This is a genomic window from Kaistella rhinocerotis, from assembly GCF_030243905.1.
In the GTDB taxonomy this organism is placed as follows: domain Bacteria; phylum Bacteroidota; class Bacteroidia; order Flavobacteriales; family Weeksellaceae; genus Kaistella; species Kaistella rhinocerotis.
Map to the genome: position 1 here is coordinate 795,777 of NZ_JASSYY010000001.1, position 18,966 is coordinate 814,742.

General features: G+C 43.4%; 20 protein-coding genes, 1 tRNA gene and 1 pseudogene. 16 read left to right on the forward strand and 6 right to left on the reverse strand.

Annotated elements, in window-relative coordinates; translation table 11 throughout:
- Together QEP06_RS03650 and QEP06_RS03655 are read right to left on the reverse strand one after the other, a co-directional pair.
- Entirely contained in the window at nt 1–498 is a 498-nt protein-coding gene (locus QEP06_RS03650) for a GlcG/HbpS family heme-binding protein (protein ID WP_285269109.1), read from the reverse strand.
- Nucleotides 499–587: 89 nt separating this feature from the next.
- On the reverse strand, nt 588–1,070 hold the full coding sequence (locus QEP06_RS03655) for a Crp/Fnr family transcriptional regulator (protein WP_285269373.1): 483 nt from the start codon (nt 1,068–1,070) through the stop codon (nt 588–590).
- Between QEP06_RS03655 and QEP06_RS03660 the strand changes: the two genes are divergently transcribed.
- From QEP06_RS03660 to QEP06_RS03675, 3 genes and pseudogenes are all read left to right on the forward strand, one after another.
- Nucleotides 1,017–1,172, forward strand: coding sequence for a hypothetical protein (locus QEP06_RS03660; protein WP_285269381.1), 156 nt, complete (start codon nt 1,017–1,019; stop codon nt 1,170–1,172). The two genes, QEP06_RS03655 and QEP06_RS03660, sit on opposite strands and share 54 nt — an antisense overlap.
- A 531-nt stretch (nt 1,173–1,703) precedes the next feature.
- Nucleotides 1,704–4,484, forward strand: a pseudogene (locus QEP06_RS11665) (DEAD/DEAH box helicase).
- A gap of 136 nt (nt 4,485–4,620) precedes the next feature.
- Nucleotides 4,621–4,764 (forward strand): glycosyltransferase family 32 protein, encoded by a 144-nt coding sequence (locus QEP06_RS03675; protein WP_285269110.1) that lies wholly within the window; start codon nt 4,621–4,623, stop codon nt 4,762–4,764.
- A 39-nt stretch (nt 4,765–4,803) separates the two neighbouring features.
- Here the strand turns inward: QEP06_RS03675 and QEP06_RS03680 are convergent.
- Both QEP06_RS03680 and mce read right to left on the reverse strand, forming a co-directional pair.
- Nucleotides 4,804–4,877: transfer RNA gene (locus QEP06_RS03680), tRNA-Ile, on the reverse strand.
- Between the two features lie 79 nt (nt 4,878–4,956).
- Complete coding sequence (gene mce, locus QEP06_RS03685; RefSeq protein ID WP_285269111.1) at nt 4,957–5,355, reverse strand: methylmalonyl-CoA epimerase; 399 nt, start codon at nt 5,353–5,355, stop codon at nt 4,957–4,959.
- Nucleotides 5,356–5,547: 192 nt separating this feature from the next.
- Here mce and rbfA point away from each other — a divergent pair, with 192 nt between their 5' ends.
- The 3 genes from rbfA to QEP06_RS03700 all read left to right on the forward strand — a co-directional run bounded on the left by rbfA (nt 5,548) and on the right by QEP06_RS03700 (nt 8,276).
- Nucleotides 5,548–5,910: a 30S ribosome-binding factor RbfA gene (rbfA, locus tag QEP06_RS03690; protein WP_251833000.1), complete on the forward strand. Its 363-nt coding sequence runs from the start codon at nt 5,548–5,550 to the stop codon at nt 5,908–5,910.
- A 13-nt stretch (nt 5,911–5,923) separates the two neighbouring features.
- Entirely contained in the window at nt 5,924–7,135 is a 1,212-nt protein-coding gene (locus QEP06_RS03695; protein ID WP_285269112.1) for an ABC transporter permease, read from the forward strand.
- 61 nt (nt 7,136–7,196) lie between these two features.
- The gene (locus tag QEP06_RS03700; protein ID WP_285269113.1) at nt 7,197–8,276 is read left to right on the forward strand and encodes an endonuclease; all 1,080 of its coding nucleotides are present in this window, start codon (nt 7,197–7,199) and stop codon (nt 8,274–8,276) included.
- Between the two features lie 142 nt (nt 8,277–8,418).
- On the opposite strand, the gene QEP06_RS03705 is transcribed toward QEP06_RS03700, so the two are convergent.
- Nucleotides 8,419–9,834: a T9SS type A sorting domain-containing protein gene (locus QEP06_RS03705; RefSeq protein ID WP_285269114.1), complete on the reverse strand. Its 1,416-nt coding sequence runs from the start codon at nt 9,832–9,834 to the stop codon at nt 8,419–8,421.
- 180 nt (nt 9,835–10,014) lie between these two features.
- Between QEP06_RS03705 and QEP06_RS03710 the strand changes: the two genes are divergently transcribed.
- The 5 genes from QEP06_RS03710 to QEP06_RS03730 all read left to right on the forward strand — a co-directional run bounded on the left by QEP06_RS03710 (nt 10,015) and on the right by QEP06_RS03730 (nt 15,164).
- Nucleotides 10,015–10,740, forward strand: a complete 726-nt coding sequence (locus QEP06_RS03710; protein WP_285269115.1) for a shikimate dehydrogenase family protein — start codon at nt 10,015–10,017, stop codon at nt 10,738–10,740.
- Between the two features lie 82 nt (nt 10,741–10,822).
- Nucleotides 10,823–12,874, forward strand: coding sequence for a DUF349 domain-containing protein (locus tag QEP06_RS03715; protein ID WP_285269116.1), 2,052 nt, complete (start codon nt 10,823–10,825; stop codon nt 12,872–12,874).
- An 8-nt stretch (nt 12,875–12,882) separates the two neighbouring features.
- On the forward strand, nt 12,883–13,476 hold the full coding sequence (locus QEP06_RS03720; protein WP_285269117.1) for a hypothetical protein: 594 nt from the start codon (nt 12,883–12,885) through the stop codon (nt 13,474–13,476).
- Between the two features lie 54 nt (nt 13,477–13,530).
- Nucleotides 13,531–14,562 (forward strand): bifunctional diaminohydroxyphosphoribosylaminopyrimidine deaminase/5-amino-6-(5-phosphoribosylamino)uracil reductase RibD, encoded by a 1,032-nt coding sequence (ribD, locus tag QEP06_RS03725; RefSeq protein ID WP_285269118.1) that lies wholly within the window; start codon nt 13,531–13,533, stop codon nt 14,560–14,562.
- On the forward strand, nt 14,559–15,164 hold the full coding sequence (locus tag QEP06_RS03730; RefSeq protein ID WP_285269119.1) for an IMPACT family protein: 606 nt from the start codon (nt 14,559–14,561) through the stop codon (nt 15,162–15,164). Before ribD ends, QEP06_RS03730 begins: the two co-directional genes overlap by 4 nt.
- On the opposite strand, the gene QEP06_RS03735 is transcribed toward QEP06_RS03730, so the two are convergent.
- Nucleotides 15,161–15,868, reverse strand: coding sequence for a zinc metallopeptidase (locus QEP06_RS03735; RefSeq protein WP_285269120.1), 708 nt, complete (start codon nt 15,866–15,868; stop codon nt 15,161–15,163). The genes QEP06_RS03730 and QEP06_RS03735 overlap by 4 nt on opposite strands.
- Nucleotides 15,869–15,976: 108 nt before the next feature.
- On the opposite strand from QEP06_RS03735, the gene QEP06_RS03740 reads away from it, so the two are divergent.
- From QEP06_RS03740 to QEP06_RS03760, 5 genes are all read left to right on the forward strand, one after another.
- Nucleotides 15,977–17,104: a GNAT family N-acetyltransferase gene (locus QEP06_RS03740; RefSeq protein ID WP_285269121.1), complete on the forward strand. Its 1,128-nt coding sequence runs from the start codon at nt 15,977–15,979 to the stop codon at nt 17,102–17,104.
- Between the two features lie 6 nt (nt 17,105–17,110).
- Nucleotides 17,111–17,302, forward strand: coding sequence for a hypothetical protein (locus QEP06_RS03745; protein WP_251832990.1), 192 nt, complete (start codon nt 17,111–17,113; stop codon nt 17,300–17,302).
- A 110-nt stretch (nt 17,303–17,412) separates the two neighbouring features.
- A complete protein-coding gene (locus tag QEP06_RS03750) occupies nt 17,413–17,784 on the forward strand; it encodes an NADH-quinone oxidoreductase subunit A (protein WP_251832989.1) in 372 nt (123 codons plus the stop codon).
- A gap of 46 nt (nt 17,785–17,830) precedes the next feature.
- On the forward strand, nt 17,831–18,388 hold the full coding sequence (locus QEP06_RS03755) for an NADH-quinone oxidoreductase subunit B (RefSeq protein WP_251832988.1): 558 nt from the start codon (nt 17,831–17,833) through the stop codon (nt 18,386–18,388).
- 80 nt (nt 18,389–18,468) lie between these two features.
- On the forward strand, nt 18,469–18,963 hold the full coding sequence (locus QEP06_RS03760; RefSeq protein WP_251832987.1) for an NADH-quinone oxidoreductase subunit C: 495 nt from the start codon (nt 18,469–18,471) through the stop codon (nt 18,961–18,963).
- Nucleotides 18,964–18,966: the final 3 nt, after the last annotated feature.

Genomic DNA, 18,966 nt, shown 5'->3' on the forward strand with positions numbered 1-18,966 from the left:
TTATTTAGATGTTAAGATTCCTTTCTCCGGAATAGCGGCAGCACGCGCGATCGCATCCTCATTTTCGGGGCTGCCGCCACCTGCCACACCTAGGCTGCCTATTACATTACCGCCGTACCAAATGGGTACACCGCCACTCAGGAGCAGGAGCTCGGGCAGGGTATTCAGGTTATGGGTATCGGCGTTGGCTGCGGCGTTCCTCAGGAGTGTAAGCGTATTTGTTTTCGTAGATACTGCCGTGTAGGCCTTGCGCCGGGCGGCCTCGGTATTGTGTGGACCTACACCGTCGCCGCGCATAAGCAGGATAACGTTACCAGAGGCGTCCAGCACCGCTATGGAGACCTGCTTATCCAATTGCGCAGCCTTTTCAGTACTGTTCTTTGCCAGTTCCAGCGCTGCCTCTAAAGTCAGATGGTCCGCCGACTTTACCAAAGTGGAAAGCGGTTTGGGGTTCTTATCCGAGTTGCCTTGTGCCAAAGCCAGTGTCGACAGCAGCATCAGGAAGGGCAGGTACATTTTCATACTTAAATTTCAGCAAAGGTAATTTGCCGTTACGTAGAAAATGTTGCTCCAGGTCAACGTTTTCCTTAAAGTCTGGATTTAATCCGGCTCAGGGTAGAGGGTGAAAGTCCCAGATAGGTAGCCGCCATTTTGTTGGACAGGCGCTGCAGCAGCAAAGGCTGGTGACGGATCACCCATTTTACCTTTTCTTCGGCATCAAAACTTTGGAAACCGTAGATTCTTTTCTGTGCGTTAATGAATCCCAGTTCCAGGATTTCAGTGTAGATGGCCGCAAAAGCAGGCTCGGTGGCCACCAGTTCGTAGAAATCGGCGCGGCCAATGCGCAGCAGATCCGAGGGCTCAATACTCTGCAGGTATTCATCGGCAGGCAGCTGGTCTATAAAGCTGGGCAGCGCGGTGATGAAGTTTCCCTCAAAGGCGAAGTAACGCGAACTCTCATTCCCCTCCTGATCTGTGGTAAAGATGCGCATAGAGCCCGAATTAATAAAGTAATAATGCCGGCACACCTGGTTCCGGTCCAGCAAAATCTCGCGCCGTGCCGTCTTCACTGGACTGAAACACGCAAAGATGCGCTGCAGCGCATCATCATCGGTAGGCTTTCGCGTGAGGATAAAGTGTTTCAGGGTTTCGTACATGCAGAAGGAAAATAAAGTTGTGCGAAAAATAAGGTATTTATATGAAAGCCTACCTAAAGAAATAATTGTTGCATTGTGAAATGATTTATTATCATTGTAGAATATAAGATCACTCACGGATGGCGTAAATGGAACGTTGTTTTTCTTCACGCTTATTAAAAATGCACAGCGCAAATGATGAATTTAGGAATTTATGAAAGCCTCATTACTGATGCCTTAAAGAACCGTCTCAATAATATTGATAGAAATGAATTTTATGTAGCAGACCAAAAGAAATTAGATGCGGACGAAGCAGTGCATTTCCTAGCGCTGCACCTAGGAGCGGCAATTAGTAGTGCGCTTAAATTAATCAAGGCTGAAAAGAAGGACCTATTAGTTGCTAAGCAAATTAAAATTACCAACAATATTCTTAAGTATCTAACGCAGGAAATTTCCCAGTACGAATTTGCGGATGATTTGGTCTATGCCGAAGGATTGATCCTGGAGGGAGTTCTGGACAAATTAAATTCTAAGTATACCGATGTCAAGTTGCATTTAAGCGAGATCATGCCATTAACAAGGTTGACCCAAAGCGAACTGTTCACTGGGGGAAACGTCGGTTTGTCGCTGGATGCTGAACTAAAAAAGGAAATTCGCTCTTCTGATAGAATCGATTTGCTGGTTTCCTTCATTAAGTGGAAAGCAATAGTCATCCTGCGTGATGCGTTCCAGGAGTTTACCAGCAGCGGCGGCAAGCTCCGTATCATTACTACGACTTATATGGGTGCAACCGACGCCAAAGCGATCCATGAGCTCAGTAAGCTTCCTAATACGGAGGTAAAGGTTTCGTATAACAATTCAAATGAGCGTTTGCACGCAAAAGCCTATTTGTTCTTCAGAAATTCCGGTTTCCATACCGGCTATATTGGATCTTCGAACTTTTCTCGTTCTGCATTGACTGATGGATTGGAGTGGAATGTCAAAGTGACTACCAAAGAGATTCCACACATCATTGATAAATTCCAAAAGACTTTTGAATCTTATTGGAACAATGCAGAGTTTGAATTATATGATGAATTGAAATTAAAAGTCCTGGATGATGCGCTGCAGAATAATAAAATGGGCAAAGCGACACTGGAAGCTGTAAGATTTTTTGATTTAAAGCCTTATCACTATCAATCAGAAATCCTAGAAAAACTAAAAGTCGAAAGAAACGTACATAATTCTTATAGAAATCTTATTGTAGCTGCAACAGGAACTGGTAAAACCATGATTGCCGCCTTTGATTTCAAGAAGTTTCTGGCAGAAGATTCCACTGCAAAGTTTTTATTTATTGCACACAGAATTGAAATTTTAAAGCAGTCGCTCCACACTTTTAGAAATGTTCTAAAAGACCAAAATTTCGGGGAACTATATGGGAATGGATATGAACCGAAATACAAAAATGCGGTTTTTGCCACCGTTCAATCTTTAAGTAATCTAGATTTCGCCACCTAAAGTCCCAAGGACTACTTCGATTACATAATTTTGGATGAAGCGCATCATGGGCAAGCCAGGACCTATCAGAAGGTCATTAATTATTTTACTCCAAAAATACTTTTAGGCCTTACTGCTACTCCGGAACGAATGGATGGCAAAAGTATTCTGCCGGACTTTAATAATAAGATTGCTGCCGAAATTCGCCTTCCTGATGCACTGAACAACAAACTTCTTTGTCCTTTCCAGTATTTTGGAATATCAGATTCCATAGATTATTCACGCATTAAGTGGAGTAATGGAAAATATGATTCTACCGAGCTTACCCAAATGTACACATCTAGTGATATCAGGGTAGGTGATATCATCAAAAACCTTAATGACTATACGAAGGATCTTTACACTGTTTCTGCCATTGGTTTTTGCATCAGTATTGAGCATGCAAAGTTTATGAAAAGCAGGTTTGAAGAAGCGGGATTACATGCTGAATATTTGGTTTCTGAAAACTCATCGAAACGGGAAGAAATTATCCATCAGTTCACCACAAAGCAAATCAACTATCTTTTCGTGGTTGATATTTTCAATGAGGGGATCGATATTCCGCAGATTGATACGGTATTGTTTCTACGACCCACCGAAAGTTTAACGATCTTTCTGCAGCAGTTGGGTAGAGGCTTAAGATTGTCGGATGATAAAGATGTACTAACGGTATTAGACTTTGTGGGGCAGGCACGGGATGAATACGACTTCGAAAATAAATTCCGTGCGCTTATAGGCAAAACAAATACTACAGTTCTCAAAGAAATCGAGCAGGATTTTCCTCATTTACCTTTAGGATGTTCGATTGTATTAGAGAAAAAAGCAAAAGATTTTATCCTTGAAAATATTAGGAAAGCGACATCTATTAATAAACGACAATTGATCTCGAAAATCCAGAAATTTCAACATGATACCCATTTAGAACTTACCTTAAGCAACTTCCTTGCGTTTTATAATTTACGACTCCAACAAGTGTATAAAAATTATACCTTCAGTGTACTCGTGGAAGAAGCATTGCGCAAAACTTGTGATAAACACAATTACGCCAATTATAAATCAATGCTTTCCAATAAACTTATGGCTACGGAATCGTTAAGTTATTTTAAATTCATCTTGGAACTAATTCATCAAAATTTTGAACTTGCAAAATTACCGCAGTCGGAGGATACGAATCTACTGGCAACAATGGTTTTCTATGACTTTTATCAAAATGCATCCAAAGAGATGACTTTAGAAGAAGGAATTAAAAAAATAGGCGAAAATAGAGACATGGTAAAAGAGCTTCAGGATTTTATTTCCATAAAAATAGATCAAATCAACTATGAGGAGTTTCCTTTAGAGGATGCGCTATTTGCATTCCCATTAAGATTACATTCACGCTATACCCGAGAACAAATTTTTGTTGCTATGCAACTTACAACTGTCAGACAGAAATTTCCCGGAGTAAGTGGTGTTGCAGAAAACAAAGATCTTAATTGTGAAGCACTATTCGTGAACTTAAAGAAATCAGAAGAAGATTTTTCGCCTACCACGATGTATGATGACTATGCGATTAATGAATCTTTATTCCATTGGCAATCTCAAAATCAAACGGCAGACACATCGGAGAAAGGTAAATCCTATATCCAGCAGAAGGAACGAAATAAGATTATCCTTCTTTTTGTCCGCGAATCAAAAACAGATGCTGATGTTTTTACGCGTGGCTACGTATTCTTGGGCCCAGTTAATTTCGTTGAATTCACAGGTTCGAAGCCAATGTCCATCACTTGGTCACTGGCTAAAGAAATGCCGCATTTTCTTTGGCAAGAAGCAGCGAAATTACAAGTTGGTTAAATAAATATTTTGAGTGGATGTGAAACGAATACAATTACCTTAGCGAACAACGGATGCTAATAGTATATTTTTAACTTAGGTCCACTCTTTGCACCCACCCATCCAAAATCCAAAATTTACAATCCAAAATTTCACAATGATTCCCAAAAAAATACATTACTGCTGGTTTGGCGGACAGCATAAGCATGAACTGGCCGAACACTGCATCGCGTCCTGGAAGCGTATTCATCCCGATTTCGCGAGATTATTGAATGGAACGACAGCAACTAACCAGCCCTGAAAGCAAAAAAAAACCGCTCCGCAATATGCGGAACGGTTGTGGCCCAGCTTGGGCTCGAACCAAGGACTTGCTGATTATGAGTCAGCTACTCTAACCAGCTGAGTTACAAGGCCAAAAACATCAGGATGTATCCCGGCTGTTTTTATGAGGTGCAAAAATAAGCTTTTTTTTTGTAGATTACCAAAATATTTTTCAGGCTTTTTCCTGGCATAATTCGATCAGGACGCCATTTGTGGACTTCGGATGCAGGAAAACCACCAGTTTATTGTCCGCGCCGTCTTTCGGTTCTTCGGAGATGAAGATGAACCCCTCTTTTTTAAGTCTTTCAATCTCAGCATAAATGTCATCTACACCGAATGCAATGTGATGGATGCCCTCCCCTTTTTTTTTCAGGAATTTGGCAATGGGACTGTCGTCATTGCTGGCTTCCAACAGTTCAACCTTGCTTTCGCCGACCTCATAAAACGAGGTGGTGACGCCTTCCCGCGCAACCGATTCCTGCTTATAATTTTTCTTTCCGAGCAGACGCTCAAACAAATCATCGGAAGAGCCGAGGGAATTGACGGCGATGCCGATATGTTCTATTTTCATAAATGCTTTTTGTTTTTATACAGTCACCCGCGTGAGGGCGGAGTGCATTGTCGGAACTCTTTTTGCGGCCGCGGACACGCGGAAGCAAAAAAGCGACTGCACGCAGACCGGCCTTTTTCCGCGGCTGGCAAGGGCACTGGCGAAAAAAGGACACGCCCAAATATTTCAAAACAAAAATACTAAATTTGCACCATGAACGAAAGCAACAGACAAAGAAAAGTAGCCCAGATTATACAGCAGGACATGGCTGAACTCTTCCGCAAACAGGCGTCTGACAGCAAGCAGAACTTTCTGGTCACCGTCTCTGATGTGAAGATCACGGCCGACCTGAGTATTGCCAAGGTATATCTCAGCATTTTTCCGCCGGCTCTGCGAAGCGCGATCATGAAGGAGATTGAGGTGAACAAATCTACCTACCGCAACTTCCTGGGCCAGAAAATGGGCAAGCAGGTGCGTATCATTCCGGACCTGAATTTCTACCTCGACACCACGCTGGACGATGTGGAAAAAATAGAGAAAGAACTGAAAGGCGAAGGCGACAACCCGATTCTATAAACCTCCACAACTCTTGAAAAACACGCCGTTCTATATCGCGACGCGCTACCTTTTGGCCAAGAAAGGCAGTACCGCCGTGACGTTCATCACGTGGCTCGCGGCACTGGCGATGACGGTGGCTGCCACCGCGATGTTCATCATCATCTCGGTGTTTTCGGGCCTGGAGGACCTAAACCAGGACCTGATTGCGAACCTGCACGCTGATCTTACCCTCAAAAGCAAGTCGGGGAAAACTATACCGGAAATTCAGAAGGCTGCAAAAGTGCTGGCGTCTGAACCGAAGATCGCGCATTTCTCAAAGGTCATTGAAGAAAAAGTGTACATCAATTTCCGCGAGAACGGCGATATAGCCAATCTGCGCGGCGTAGATTCGGCTTATGTACTGGTGAATCCGATTGACAAAAATATTTTCTACGGCTCTTACCCGAGTTTTAAATATTCGAACGAAGTACTGCTTGAAAACAAGCTCGACAACCGGCTGAGCATTCCGGTAGGCGAAAGTTCGGACGTGGCCAACCTGATGATGCCCAAACCCGGCACCGGAATCATCAGTAAGGAGGAGGATATCTTCAACAAGCGCGACATCTTTGTGTCCGGTGTTTTTCCGGGCAACGACCAGCTCGACAACACGGTGATATCACCCATCGAACTGACACGCGAACTGCTGGAACTGCCTAAGAATTCGGCTTACCAAATCGTCATTAAACTTAAAAATGCCGACGAAGCGCAAGCCGTGAAAAGCGCTCTGCAGCAAAAATTGGGAAGTAAGTACGTCCTTACCACCAAATCTGAAGAAAATGCGGCCTTCTGGAAGATGATCAATACCGAAAAACTGTTCATCTACCTGATCTTCGCACTGGTGATTTTTATCACCACCTTCAATCTGGCCGGCGCGATCATCATCCTTCAGCTCGACAAAAAGGAGCAGGCGAAATCATTGATTTCGTTAGGTTTGAATCAGAGATCACTTAGAAATATTTACTTCTATACCGGAATTCTCATTGTAGCCTTTGGTATCCTGAGTGGTTTGCTGCTGGGGACTGTACTGAGCTATGTGCAGATCGAAACCGGATTTTTCAAGGCCGGTGCAGGCACAGACCTGGCATTTCCGGTGCGCATTCTTCCGGTGAATTACTTTATTGTCGCCGGTACGGCAGCGGTTTTCGGTGTAGCGGTATCCTGGTTTTTTTCCAAGGTAAACACTACCTATTCCACTCAAAAGTAAAAGTTTACCGTTCCTAATTTTTCTTTACCTTTACACCCCTAATTTTTAATCAATAACTGATATGAAAAAGTTACTATATTTTCAAATTGCGCTCTTCATTGCAGGCTTCGCAACGGCGCAAATCCCAAACGGATATTATAATACGGCAACCGGTACCGGATACGCCCTGAAAACACAGCTGCACCAGATCGTAAAAGCCGGTCACCGTGACAATGGCTACAATGCTTTGCTTGACGCATACAAAGTAGGTGACCTGGATAAGTATTATGAAAATGACAACACAATCCTCGACATTTACTCGGAAAAACCCAACGGGCCGGATGCTTACAACTGGATTCCGGGACAGAAGGAGTGCGGAAACTACAACGGTGAAGGCGTATGCTACAACCGCGAGCACGTTTTTCCACAGGGATTTTTCAATGAGAACGCGCCGATGAAAAGTGACTACCTCCACATCTTCCCTACCGATGGCTATGTGAACGGTAAACGCAGCAACTACCCTTTCGGTACAGTAGGAAGCGTAAGCTGGACATCAACTAACGGTTCGAAACTCGGCACAAGCAACTTCCCGGGTTACAACGGAACTGTATTTGAGCCTATCAATGAATTCAAAGGTGACATCGCACGAAGTCTGCTTTATTTTATCACCCGCTACCAGGACAGACTTGCAAGCTTCAAACACACCGACGCGAATAACCCGCAGGATGGTTCATCAGACCGCGGTTTCGATCAGTGGTATATCAATCTTTTGCTCCAGTGGCACCAGAATGATCCTGTTTCGCAAAAGGAAATTGACCGAAACAACTATGCATACACGTACCAAGGCAACCGAAACCCTTATATTGATCACCCGGAATACGTAACGATGATCTGGACTTCAACACTCGCAACAGGCGAAACAGAAGTAAAAACAGGTGGACTGCAGGTTTTCCCGAATCCTGTGAAAAATGGTGAGATCAACGTTAAAGGCGAGAATCTTAATGAGGTTGCGCAGGTACAGATCTTTGATCTTACCGGAAAGCTGGTTCAGTCTGTCAGCCAACCGTTCAAAAACACATCGAAGATTTCACTTCAGAACTTACCAAAAGGTGTGTATATCCTGAAAGCCGGAAGCAGCAGCACCAAATTCATCGTGCAGTAAATCATTTAGATTTTAAATAATAAGACCGGCGCTAGCTGGTCTTTTTTTGTTTTAATATTTAACCAACATCTTAGCTGAAATAATCAAAAAAAATCCGCCTCTCTAAAGAAGCGGATATTCTGATCATTTAATTAATATGTTCCTATTTTTTAATGAACTTAAGCGTTACTGTTTTGCCCGTTCTCGATGTAGCATTCAGCATATAAACACCCGCTTTAAGGCTGTTCACCGCACTTTCACTCCCTTCAAAAACAATTTCGGTGGCTCTGCCGCTCAAATCGTAAATCTTCGCCTGGCTTACCGGTTCGCTTAGAAGCAGCCGGTCTTTTACCGGATTCTGTACGATCCGCAATGTAGAACCTGCAGTCTGGTCACTTACAGCAAGCAATTCCGCAGGTAAATTACTGCGTTTCAGATACAGTGTTGCATTGGCTACATCCGCTTCTTTGTCATAAAAAACGTGGTAAAGTTTGCCGTTGCTGTGCAGGAACTGGTCACTCCACGGTGAGTACGGCGCGCTTTCCGGAACATACAGGGTATAAACACTCGCAGTGCCAAAACTGGTATCCAGCGAACCATTTGGATTGATGCGGCGGAAGTTTTTGTTATAACCAATGGTATTGTTGTTTCCGTCGTAGATATAATCAATATTTTCCGCGATGATGCTGCCGCCGGGCTGAAATACAAAGTTGCTGCCCACAAAATCCTGATAAGTTGCCGTTCCGTTAACTCCAAAGTTGCTTACAGGCAGCAAATCTGCATTCAGCTTTATGATTTTGTTGTTCGGATCTTCAATGAAAATATTGTTTCCGCTGAAATGCACATAGGAACCCTGAGCTAAATTGAAAATGGTGGTATTGGTGGAACTTTCGTTATCGAGTTTTATCAGCCTGTTACTTAAGTAATCGTGAAGATATAGGGCATTGCCTATCCGATTAATTTCTTCCACATCAACACTGAATGATCTCACACCGTTATTTCCGTATGTTGTGTCCAATGTTCCATTCTGATTAAATCTCATGATATAATCGCCACCATAGATCAAAAATTTTGAAGAAGGTAATGGAATCAGACCATATGGCGCATCCTCTTCCGCTATATTGCTCTGCTGATAGCCTGTGAAAGTGTTATCCACCGTTCCGTTGGCATTCAGGCGCAGCATTCGGAATGAAATGACGCTCTGGTCAATTCCGTTGTCGTATTCAGAACCGTACAGTGTCAGAATTTTTCCGTCCGGCAATGGATAAGCCTGTGAAAATGCTTCGTAATAGTCCATGCCGGCATACTGATCAATCACAAAACTTCCGCCCGTTCCAAATGAGGTATCAATACTTCCGTCAGGTTTCATTTTCACCATTTTGGCCTGCGCGATATTTAAATCCTCAATATACCTGTCGCCACTAAGAAGCACGTTGCCGTCGGGAAGCTCGGCCGCCTCAAAATAGCTCATCAGATCCAGATGCGTGTAAGTACCGTTCGCACCGAAAGAGTTGTCAAGTGATTGCGCATTGAGACCGGCAAAGGCCAGCACAACAAAAGCTGATAAAGTTTTCTTCATTGTTTTAAGGTTTTAAGGTTTTAAGCAAATGTACACCAGTGACCTTAGGCGAATCAATACCACTTTAGGGCTATTTTTTCAGACTGCAGAAATAGGAGGATTATCAAAAAACATCAGCTGTTGCTCATCATAATACGAAAAACAGTTGTGTCCGAGTAAACCGTTTTCTATTTTTGAATGATGGAAAAGACCGCATTCGGCCTCATTGGCAAAAACATCTCCTATTCATTCTCAAAAAGATACTTCGAAAACAAATTTCAGCGGCTGATGCTGAAGGATCATGCCTATGAACTTTATGATTTACAGGATATCGCAGAGGTACAAACGCTTTTTGAGAAACCGAATCTCCGGGGCCTGAATGTCACGATTCCATTCAAAGAAAAAATAATTCCTCTGCTCGACGAATTGAGTGATGAAGCGCGCCAAACCGGCGCCGTGAACTGTATCTCTATTAAAAACAATATAAAAACCGGTTACAATACCGATGTATTCGGTTTTGAGAAAACTCTTCTGCTCCACCGAAATGCAAATCACCGGTCAGCGATCATCCTGGGCAACGGCGGCGCCGCAAAAGCTGTACAGTACGTCTTAAGCCAAAATGGAATTGATTTTATAACCGTCAGCAGGAAATCAGAACAGAATTTTGAAAATATAAGTCCGGAAACCGTGACAGAACATCTTCTGATCGTACAGTGCACCCCGGTCGGCACCTTCCCCAATGTTGAGGATTTCGTACCATTTCCTTTCGGGTCGCTTACAGAGCGGCATCTGGTGATCGACCTGATTTACAATCCGTCAGAAACCGCATTCATCAGAAATGCGGCACGCCAAGGTGCGAAAACGGTTAATGGTCTGTACATGCTTGAGCAACAGGCCGAAAAAGCGTGGGAAATTTGGAACCGTTAAATAAAAAAAATTTAATTAATTTAGTGCACTGATACACAAATGATATGAGGCTTCGGCTTCAATAAACCCTAATGACACTGCCATGATAACAGAAGATTCAGTCTCTGACCAACCAAATAAAAAGCCTCAGGACGCTGGGAACGCTGACGGTCACATCGATAATAAAACCGCTTATGGCGTCGACGCCGCGTCCGGACAGGCCGAAGATTCTCCGGAAACAGGGACGAATCCGGCGGAAGTTGCGGTTTCGTCAAGACTTGTAGAGCAGGAACGCGATAAAACAGAAGCAACAGGCCATTCAGAATATTCAGATTCTTCAGAAACTGGTGAGACCGAAAGTTCGGCACCTCAAACTGATGAAGAGTCTGTTTCTGACGATCAAGTTTTAAATTCGGAAACTGAAAACACAGCTACTCAGACAATTGATGCTGAAGAAGATCACGTGGCGGAAGAACCCGATGAAATCTCCCATCTGAACCTGAATGAGATTTTGGATGAAATGCAGAATATCGTATCTAAAGACGATGCAGGCGCAGAATTCAAAAAATTCAACCAACTTAAAGACCAGGCGCATAAGCTGATTCATCACGAAAGTGAAGACGAGAAGAAAATTTTTAAGGAAAAAGAAGACGAGTCGGCAGAATTCAGCTTCACTCATCCGGAGCAGGGCAGATTATCAGCTTTAACGAATCAGTTTCGCGAGAAAAATAATGCGTTCACACGGAAACAGGACGAGCAGCACGCCGCAAACCTTTTGGAAAGACAGGATATCATTGAAAAATTAAAGGCGCTCTACACCAACACAGAAGCCGGCACCAATCTTTTCAAAGCCATCCGCGAAATAAAGGATGCCTGGAAAAACGCGGGTCAGGTAGCAAAATCTGAATTTAAAATCCTGAATAACAACTATTTCCATCATCTGAACCAGTTTTACCAAATGCTGGATATGAACAAGGAATATCTGGAGCAGGAGTTCGCACATAATTTAGAAAAAAGACATCACATCATTGATCGGGCAAAGCAGCTGCAGGAAGAACCGGCCGTGCAAAAAGCACTCAATGAACTGCAGTATCTGCATAAACTCTGGAAAGAGGAAGCCGAACCAGTTGCTGAGGAATTCCGTGAGAAAACCTGGGAGATGTTTAAAGAGATCTCAAACAAGATCCATGACCGCAAGTCGGAACTTTCCGCACAGATAGAAACGGAGCAAAATGAAAACCTCGAGAAGAAGAATAAAATCATTGAGGAGCTTAAAAAACTGGCGAAGCCTGAGAAGGAACCGAACCACAGCTACTGGCAAAACGCCATCAAAAAAATAGAAGACCTGCGAAGCGAGTTTCTGAAGATTGGCAGCGTTCCACGAAAAATTTCAAACCAAAACTGGAATGAGTTCAAAGTTCAGCTTAAAAACTTCAATTCGGCCAAGAACGAATTTTACAAGAGCCTGAAAACTTCGCAGCACACGAATCTGGAGAAAAAACTGCAACTGATCCAAACCGCCAAAGACAACAGCCTTTCCGAAGATTGGGAGACCGCAGTTCCGCTATTCAAAAAACTGCAGGAAGACTGGAAACAGATCGGACACGTACCGCGCAGCATGACCAATAAAGTCTGGGACGATTTCCGCGATGCGTGCAACACATTCTTTAACAACTACCGCGAGAAAAACAACGCCACGAACGATAACTGGAAGGAAAATTATAAGAGGAAAAAGCAACTGCTGGATGAGCTAAAAGAAATCACAGACGAAGAAGGCAGCGTAGAAAAGATTGAGCAGATCAAGACCACCTGGAACAACACAGGAAAAGTCCCGCGCGAAAAGCTTAGCATCAACACCGAGTTTAACAAAGTGCTTCGCGAGAAAATGAAACTCAACAAAATCCACGAATACGACCTGAAAGAAGAAGGACTTTCGGAAAACCAGCTGACAGACAAAGCGCGTAAGATTAAAAATCAGATCGCTGACCTCGAAGCGGAAATCGTGAAAATGGAAAACAACCTCGGTTTCTTCAGCAACCCAACACGCGAAAATCCGTTACTTAAAGAGACTTTTGAAAAAATCGATGATAAAAAAGTGCAGCTCGAAAGCATGAAACAAAGCCTTCACAACATTCTGGCCGGCGAAAATCAATAAAATCTGATATGTTTAAAAGACTGCTGTTTGCGATATTTATAAGCACATTTGTCAGCATAAATGCACAGGAACCGCGGGATTTGCTCTCAATTCCAGGCCCAATCGAGCTGGATGGAACTGAATTTTTCCTTTCCTGGAGCAAAGAAGCATCAAAGACACTGCTTCGCCAGCAATATATGCCGCGCGACGAGCGAATTGAAGACTTCAACCAAATCCTCGATTTTTCTTATTTCACTAAGGAAATCGATCTGGAACTGGCCGTAAGACAAAAAGTGGAATCCATTCAAAAACGGGCAGAAACAGACAGGTTGGCGAAAGTGAACGTAACTGAAAGTCCGGACGGCAGCGAGTTTGTGGTTGATTATTTTATATCTGAAATGCCCGATAAAGGCGACGCGTTCGTAGAATACAACATCTACCGTTTCAAGCCTTACAACAACGGAACCGCGAAAAACTTCCTTATTTTAGCGTACGCCAAAAGAATTTACGGCGACCCGAAATCTGCAGCCAAAGCGCTCGCAAAACAGCGCGACCAATTAATGCTTAGCCTGATAGAGTATAAAATCCCGGAATTAGTGGTGCTCCGCACGGGAAATAATTAGAGTATGCAATAATTTACGGCCCGGCATCAGTCGGGCTTTTTTAGTTAGAATCAGATGACGAAAGACGAAATGTATATGCAGCGCTGCATACAGTTGGCGGAAAATGCCTTTGGACAGACCTATCCGAACCCATTGGTCGGCAGCGTGATTGTATTTAATGATGAAATTATTGGCGAAGGTTATCACAAAAGAGCTGGCGGGCCGCACGCCGAGATCAATGCGATCAATTCGGTAAAAAATCCTGAGCTGCTGCATGAATCTACGATTTATGTTTCGCTCGAACCCTGCTCCCACTATGGCAAGACACCGCCGTGCGCGGAAAAACTGGTTTCCGCAGGTTTTAAGAAAGTCGTGATCGGCACGCTGGATCCTCATGAAAAAGTGAATGGCCAAGGCCGGAAAATCATTGAAGATGCCGGTATAGAAGTCGTCTCAGGAATTTTGGGGAAAGAATGTCAGGAACTCAACAAACGCTTTTTCACTTTTCATCAAAAGAAAAGACCTTATATTATGCTGAAATGGGCCCAATCCGGCGACGGTTTTTTGGATAAAGATTTTAAAGCCACCCAAATCGGAAATCCGCTCACGAAGCAGTTTGTGCATACGCTGAGAAGCCGCGAACACGCGATATTAGTTGGAACGAACACGGCGCTTACCGATAATCCGTCGCTCACCACACGCGAAATTGTGGGCCGAAATCCGATACGGATTCTGATTGATTTTGATTTAAAAGTTCCGGGCAGCTGTACAATATTTAATAACGATTCGCAAACCATTGTTTTTAACGGAATAAAAGACGCGGACGAAGGTAATTTGCGTTTTATCAAAATCCCGAAAGATGAAATGCCGGGGCAGATGCTCGAAAAATTATACGAAATGCAGATCCAGTCGGTGATCATCGAAGGTGGCCGCTTTACGCTCCAGCAATTCATCGATGCCAATTTGTGGGATGAAGCAATCATCATTAAAAACGAAAACCTTAAACTTGAAAACGGCACGAAAGCACCCACAATCGCGGCGGAAATAGTAAGGACAGCTATTTTAGATGACAATGTAGTTGATTATTATAAAAATTCTGCGTCTTGAAAGTTGACTATAAAACAATCGCCGCGCCCGTCACCGACATCCTGCTGAAAGAAAAGGGAAGCAAGTTCATCGGTTTTGCATTTCCGGTTGACAATGAGGCTGACCTGAAAAAAGAATTAGATCACATCAAAACCTTACATCCGAAAGCCACGCATCATTGCTATGCTTTCCGTCTTGGCCTCAATGGCGAAAATTACCGTGCGAACGATGACGGTGAACCCTCCGGAAGCGCCGGATTGCCAATTTACAACCAACTGCTTGCGCACGAAGTCACAAACATACTCGTGGTAGTAGTAAGATATTATGGTGGAACCAAACTGGGCGTTGCAGGATTGGTCAAAACCTATAAAGAGTCAGCCAAAATAACTCTTGAGGCAGCTGAAATAATCACGAAAGAACTTGAAACTACCGTCCAGATCAACTTCAGTTTCGAAAAGCAAAATCAGATTTTCACTTTGCTTAATAAATTTGATGCAAAGATCCTGGATTTCCGCGCTGAAGAGAACTGCACGATTGAAGCCAGCCTTAAAATGGCATTAAAACAAAACATCTCGGAACAATTGTCCGAGATGCAGAATATTTCTTTTCAGTTTTTGGCTTAATCGCGTCTGCCCATCAGCATTGAGGCCCAGTAGAGAAGTTGTGCAAGTGAACCCAGCGCTGCCACAAGATATGTTCTGGCTGCCCATGTAAGTGAGTCCTTCACCCCAACAAATTCTTCCGTTGTCACCGTTCCCGTGTCTTTAAGCCACTTCATCGCGCGGTTACTGGCATCATACTCTACCGGCAAGGTGATGAATGCGAAAAGCGTCGTCACCGCGAACATTGCGACACCAATTGCAAGAACAGTCGTGTTACCGTTCGGATTATCAATGGTTTGCGTCGCGGTCATCAAGACGATACCGGCTATCAGTACAAACTGCATTAAGTTTGAACTGATGCTCACCAACGGAACCAATTTTGACCGTAGCTGCAGCATCGAGTATCCGACAGCGTGCTGAACAGCGTGGCCACATTCGTGCGCAGCAACTGCGGCTGCGGCGGCATTTCGCTGCATGTAAACGGCTTCAGAAAGGTTGACGGTTTTGTTCATCGGATTATAATGGTCAGTCAGCTGACCGGGAACCGAAATTACTTTCACATCGTGGATATTGTTGTCGCGAAGCATTTTTTCGGCCACTTCTTTACCCGACATGCCGTTTCGGAGATGCACATTAGAATAGTGTTCGAATTTTGATTTTAAACGGGCAGAAACAAGCCAACTCACCAGCATCGAAATCCCAATAATTACATAATAACCTGTCATTTTTTTATTTTAAATTTAATTTAATTCTCGGCTTTCAATTGTAAAAAACATGCCAAAGTTTTTATATCTGTTTTAATCAATTATCTTTGTTTTTACAAACCTACCGCAATGCCCGAAGTATCTTTACTTGAAGTAAAAAATGCCCGTGATTTAGAGCGATTTGTACGTTTCCCGATGGAACTTTACAAAAATAACAAAAATTACGTACCGCCTTTAATCAACGAAGAAAAAAACGTTTGGGATCCCTCGCAAAATCCCGCCCTCGCCTATTCCGATACAAAGAAATATTTAGCCCTGAAATCCGGTAAAGTTGTTGGTCGGATTGCTTTGATCATCAACCGAAAAGAAGAGAAAGAGCTTGGCATCAGCAAGGTGAGGTTTGGCTGGCTCGATTTTGTGGATGACCCGGAAGTTTCTGAAGCACTCATCAATGCCGCTAAAGATTTCGCACGGGAGCATCAGATTAAGAAAATAGAAGGTCCGATGGGTTTTACAAACCTTGACAAATCGGGTATGTTGACCATGGGTTTTGACAAATTGGCAACCATGATCGGGCTTTATAATTTCGAATACTATCCGCAGCACCTTGAAAACCTGGGTCTGGTGAAGGAAAAGGAATGGGTGGAGTTTGAAATGAATTTCCCCACTGTATTGTCGGAGAAAGTAGACCGTTTCAGTACCCTGATTGCCGAAAAATACAATCTGAAAGTGGTCGGCTTTAAGAATAAAAAAGAAATTCTTCCTTACATCGACCCGATGTTCAGGCTTCTCGACCAGACCTACAACACGCTTTCAACCTACACGCCTATTACCGAGGAGCAAAAACAAACCTACCGCGAAAAGTATTTCCCGTACATCGACGCGAATTACGTCATCTGTGTGACGGATGAAAATGACGAACTGATTTCATTTGCGGTTACCATGCCTTCTTACTCGAAGGCTTTACAAAAATCTAAAGGTAAACTTTGGCCTTTCGGCTGGTGGCACTTCCTGCAGGCCGGAAAGAAAAACGACAGAGCAAATTTTTACCTGATCGGCATTCATCCGGAGTATCAGCGGCGCGGTGTGACGGCGATCATTTTCAAGGAAATCTTTATCCGCTTCAGCAAGATGGGCATCAAATTCGCCGAAACCAATCCGGAACTTGAAGAAAACAAAAGCGTGCAGCTGCTGTGGCAAGACTACAATCCGGTGAATCATAAACGCAGAAGGACGTATTCGCTTACTTTAGATTAGAAAAGGATGAAAAAGCAATTGTATATCTACTCCGTTCTGGTACTGGCATTTATTGCCTATAACCAATTTTTCCAGGTGGAGGATGAGCGCACTAACGACCTTATCAACATTCTTTTCGCCAGTTTTCTGTTTTTGTACATCGGTTATATGGCCTATGTGCTTATCCAAAAGCTCAAAAAGAAACAGCAGGACCGATAATTGCATTTAAAATCAGTACTTACACACTTTTTGCGGAGATTTGAATGCTTAAATTTTTAATGGTTGCAGTTAATTTCGTAAATTTGTAGATTGAAAAAATATAGTATCCTATGAATATTCCAGCAGATTATATTCCAATTCTCATTCAGGTTGCCGTAGGTTTCGGTTTTGTATTGCTTTGCATCGCAGGTACTCATTTCCTCGGGCCAAAACAGAAAGATTCTTCATTTAAAAAGAACGAAAACTTTGAGTGTGGGATTGATGTCGAAGGAAACGCACGTACGCCTTTCTCGGTAAAGTACTTCCTTACCGCGATTCTTTTCGTGCTCTTCGATGTGGAAATTGTGTTTTTCTATCCTTATGCAGTGAATCTGCGTGAGTTCGGGATTGAAGGTTTTCTTGCAGTTCTTACTTTCATTTCCGTGTTTTTTATTGCTTTTGTGTACGTGTGGAAACGTGGCGCCCTCGATTGGGATAAGTAAAAAAAAGACTGCAGAGCCTATTTATTAATATTAAAGCATTTTAAAAATGTCAGATACAAAACCAGTAGTAAGAATGGATGCCGAACCTCCTGAAGGTTTCGAAGGCGAAGGTTTCTTTGCCACCAAACTCAGCAGCGTTATTGGCATGGCACGTAAATATTCACTTTGGCCGCTTCCTTTTGCAACGTCCTGTTGCGGTATTGAATTCATGGCGGTTCTTAACCCAACCTATGACGCATCGCGTTTTGGTATGGAGAGAAACTCCTTTTCCCCACGGCAGGCAGATATGCTGATGGTTTGCGGTACGATCTCAAAAAAATTAGGTCCCGTCCTGAAGCAGGTTTATACGCAAATGGCAGAGCCAAGATGGGTTGTCGCTGTGGGCGCGTGTGCCAGCAGTGGTGGTATTTTCGATACCTACTCTGTTTTGCAGGGAATCGACAGAATCATTCCTGTTGACGTGTACGTCCCGGGTTGCCCGCCAAGACCGGAGCAGATCATCGAAGGTGTGATGCAGGTTCAGGCGCTTTGCGAGAGCGAAAGCATCCGCAGACGTGACACACCGGAATATCAGCACCTGCTTGAATCTTACGGAATCAGCTAAAGATAAAATGGCTCAAAAGCCTGAATGATTACCGTGCGTAAAGTATATTTAGAAGTTTTGCGCACTATCAATTTAACTCTATGACCAACGAATTTGTTTTAGAAGCCATCACACGCGAGTTTCCGGACTCCGTGATTTCACATTCCGAACCCTATGACTTTTTGACTTTAGAGATAAAGAAAGAAGACGTAAAAAAAGTAATTCACTATCTGCGCGATTCCAGCCTGGAAATCAAGTTTCTTACCGATATCTGCGGCATCCATTATCCTGGTGAACCAGAGAAAGAACTTGGCGTGATCTATCATCTTCACAACATGATGACCAACTTCCGCATGAGGATCAAAACCTTCATGCCGAGGGAAAATGCTGAAATTGATACCCTTACCGATCTTTATGCCGGCGCCAACTGGATGGAGCGTGAAACTTTTGAGTTTTATGGAATTAAATTCAAAGGCCATCCGGATCTCCGCGTAATCCTGAATATGGAAGACATCGGTTACCATCCGTTACTTAAAGAATACCGGCTGGAAGATGGCACGCGTACGGACAAGGATGATAAAATGTTCGGCCGATAGAGA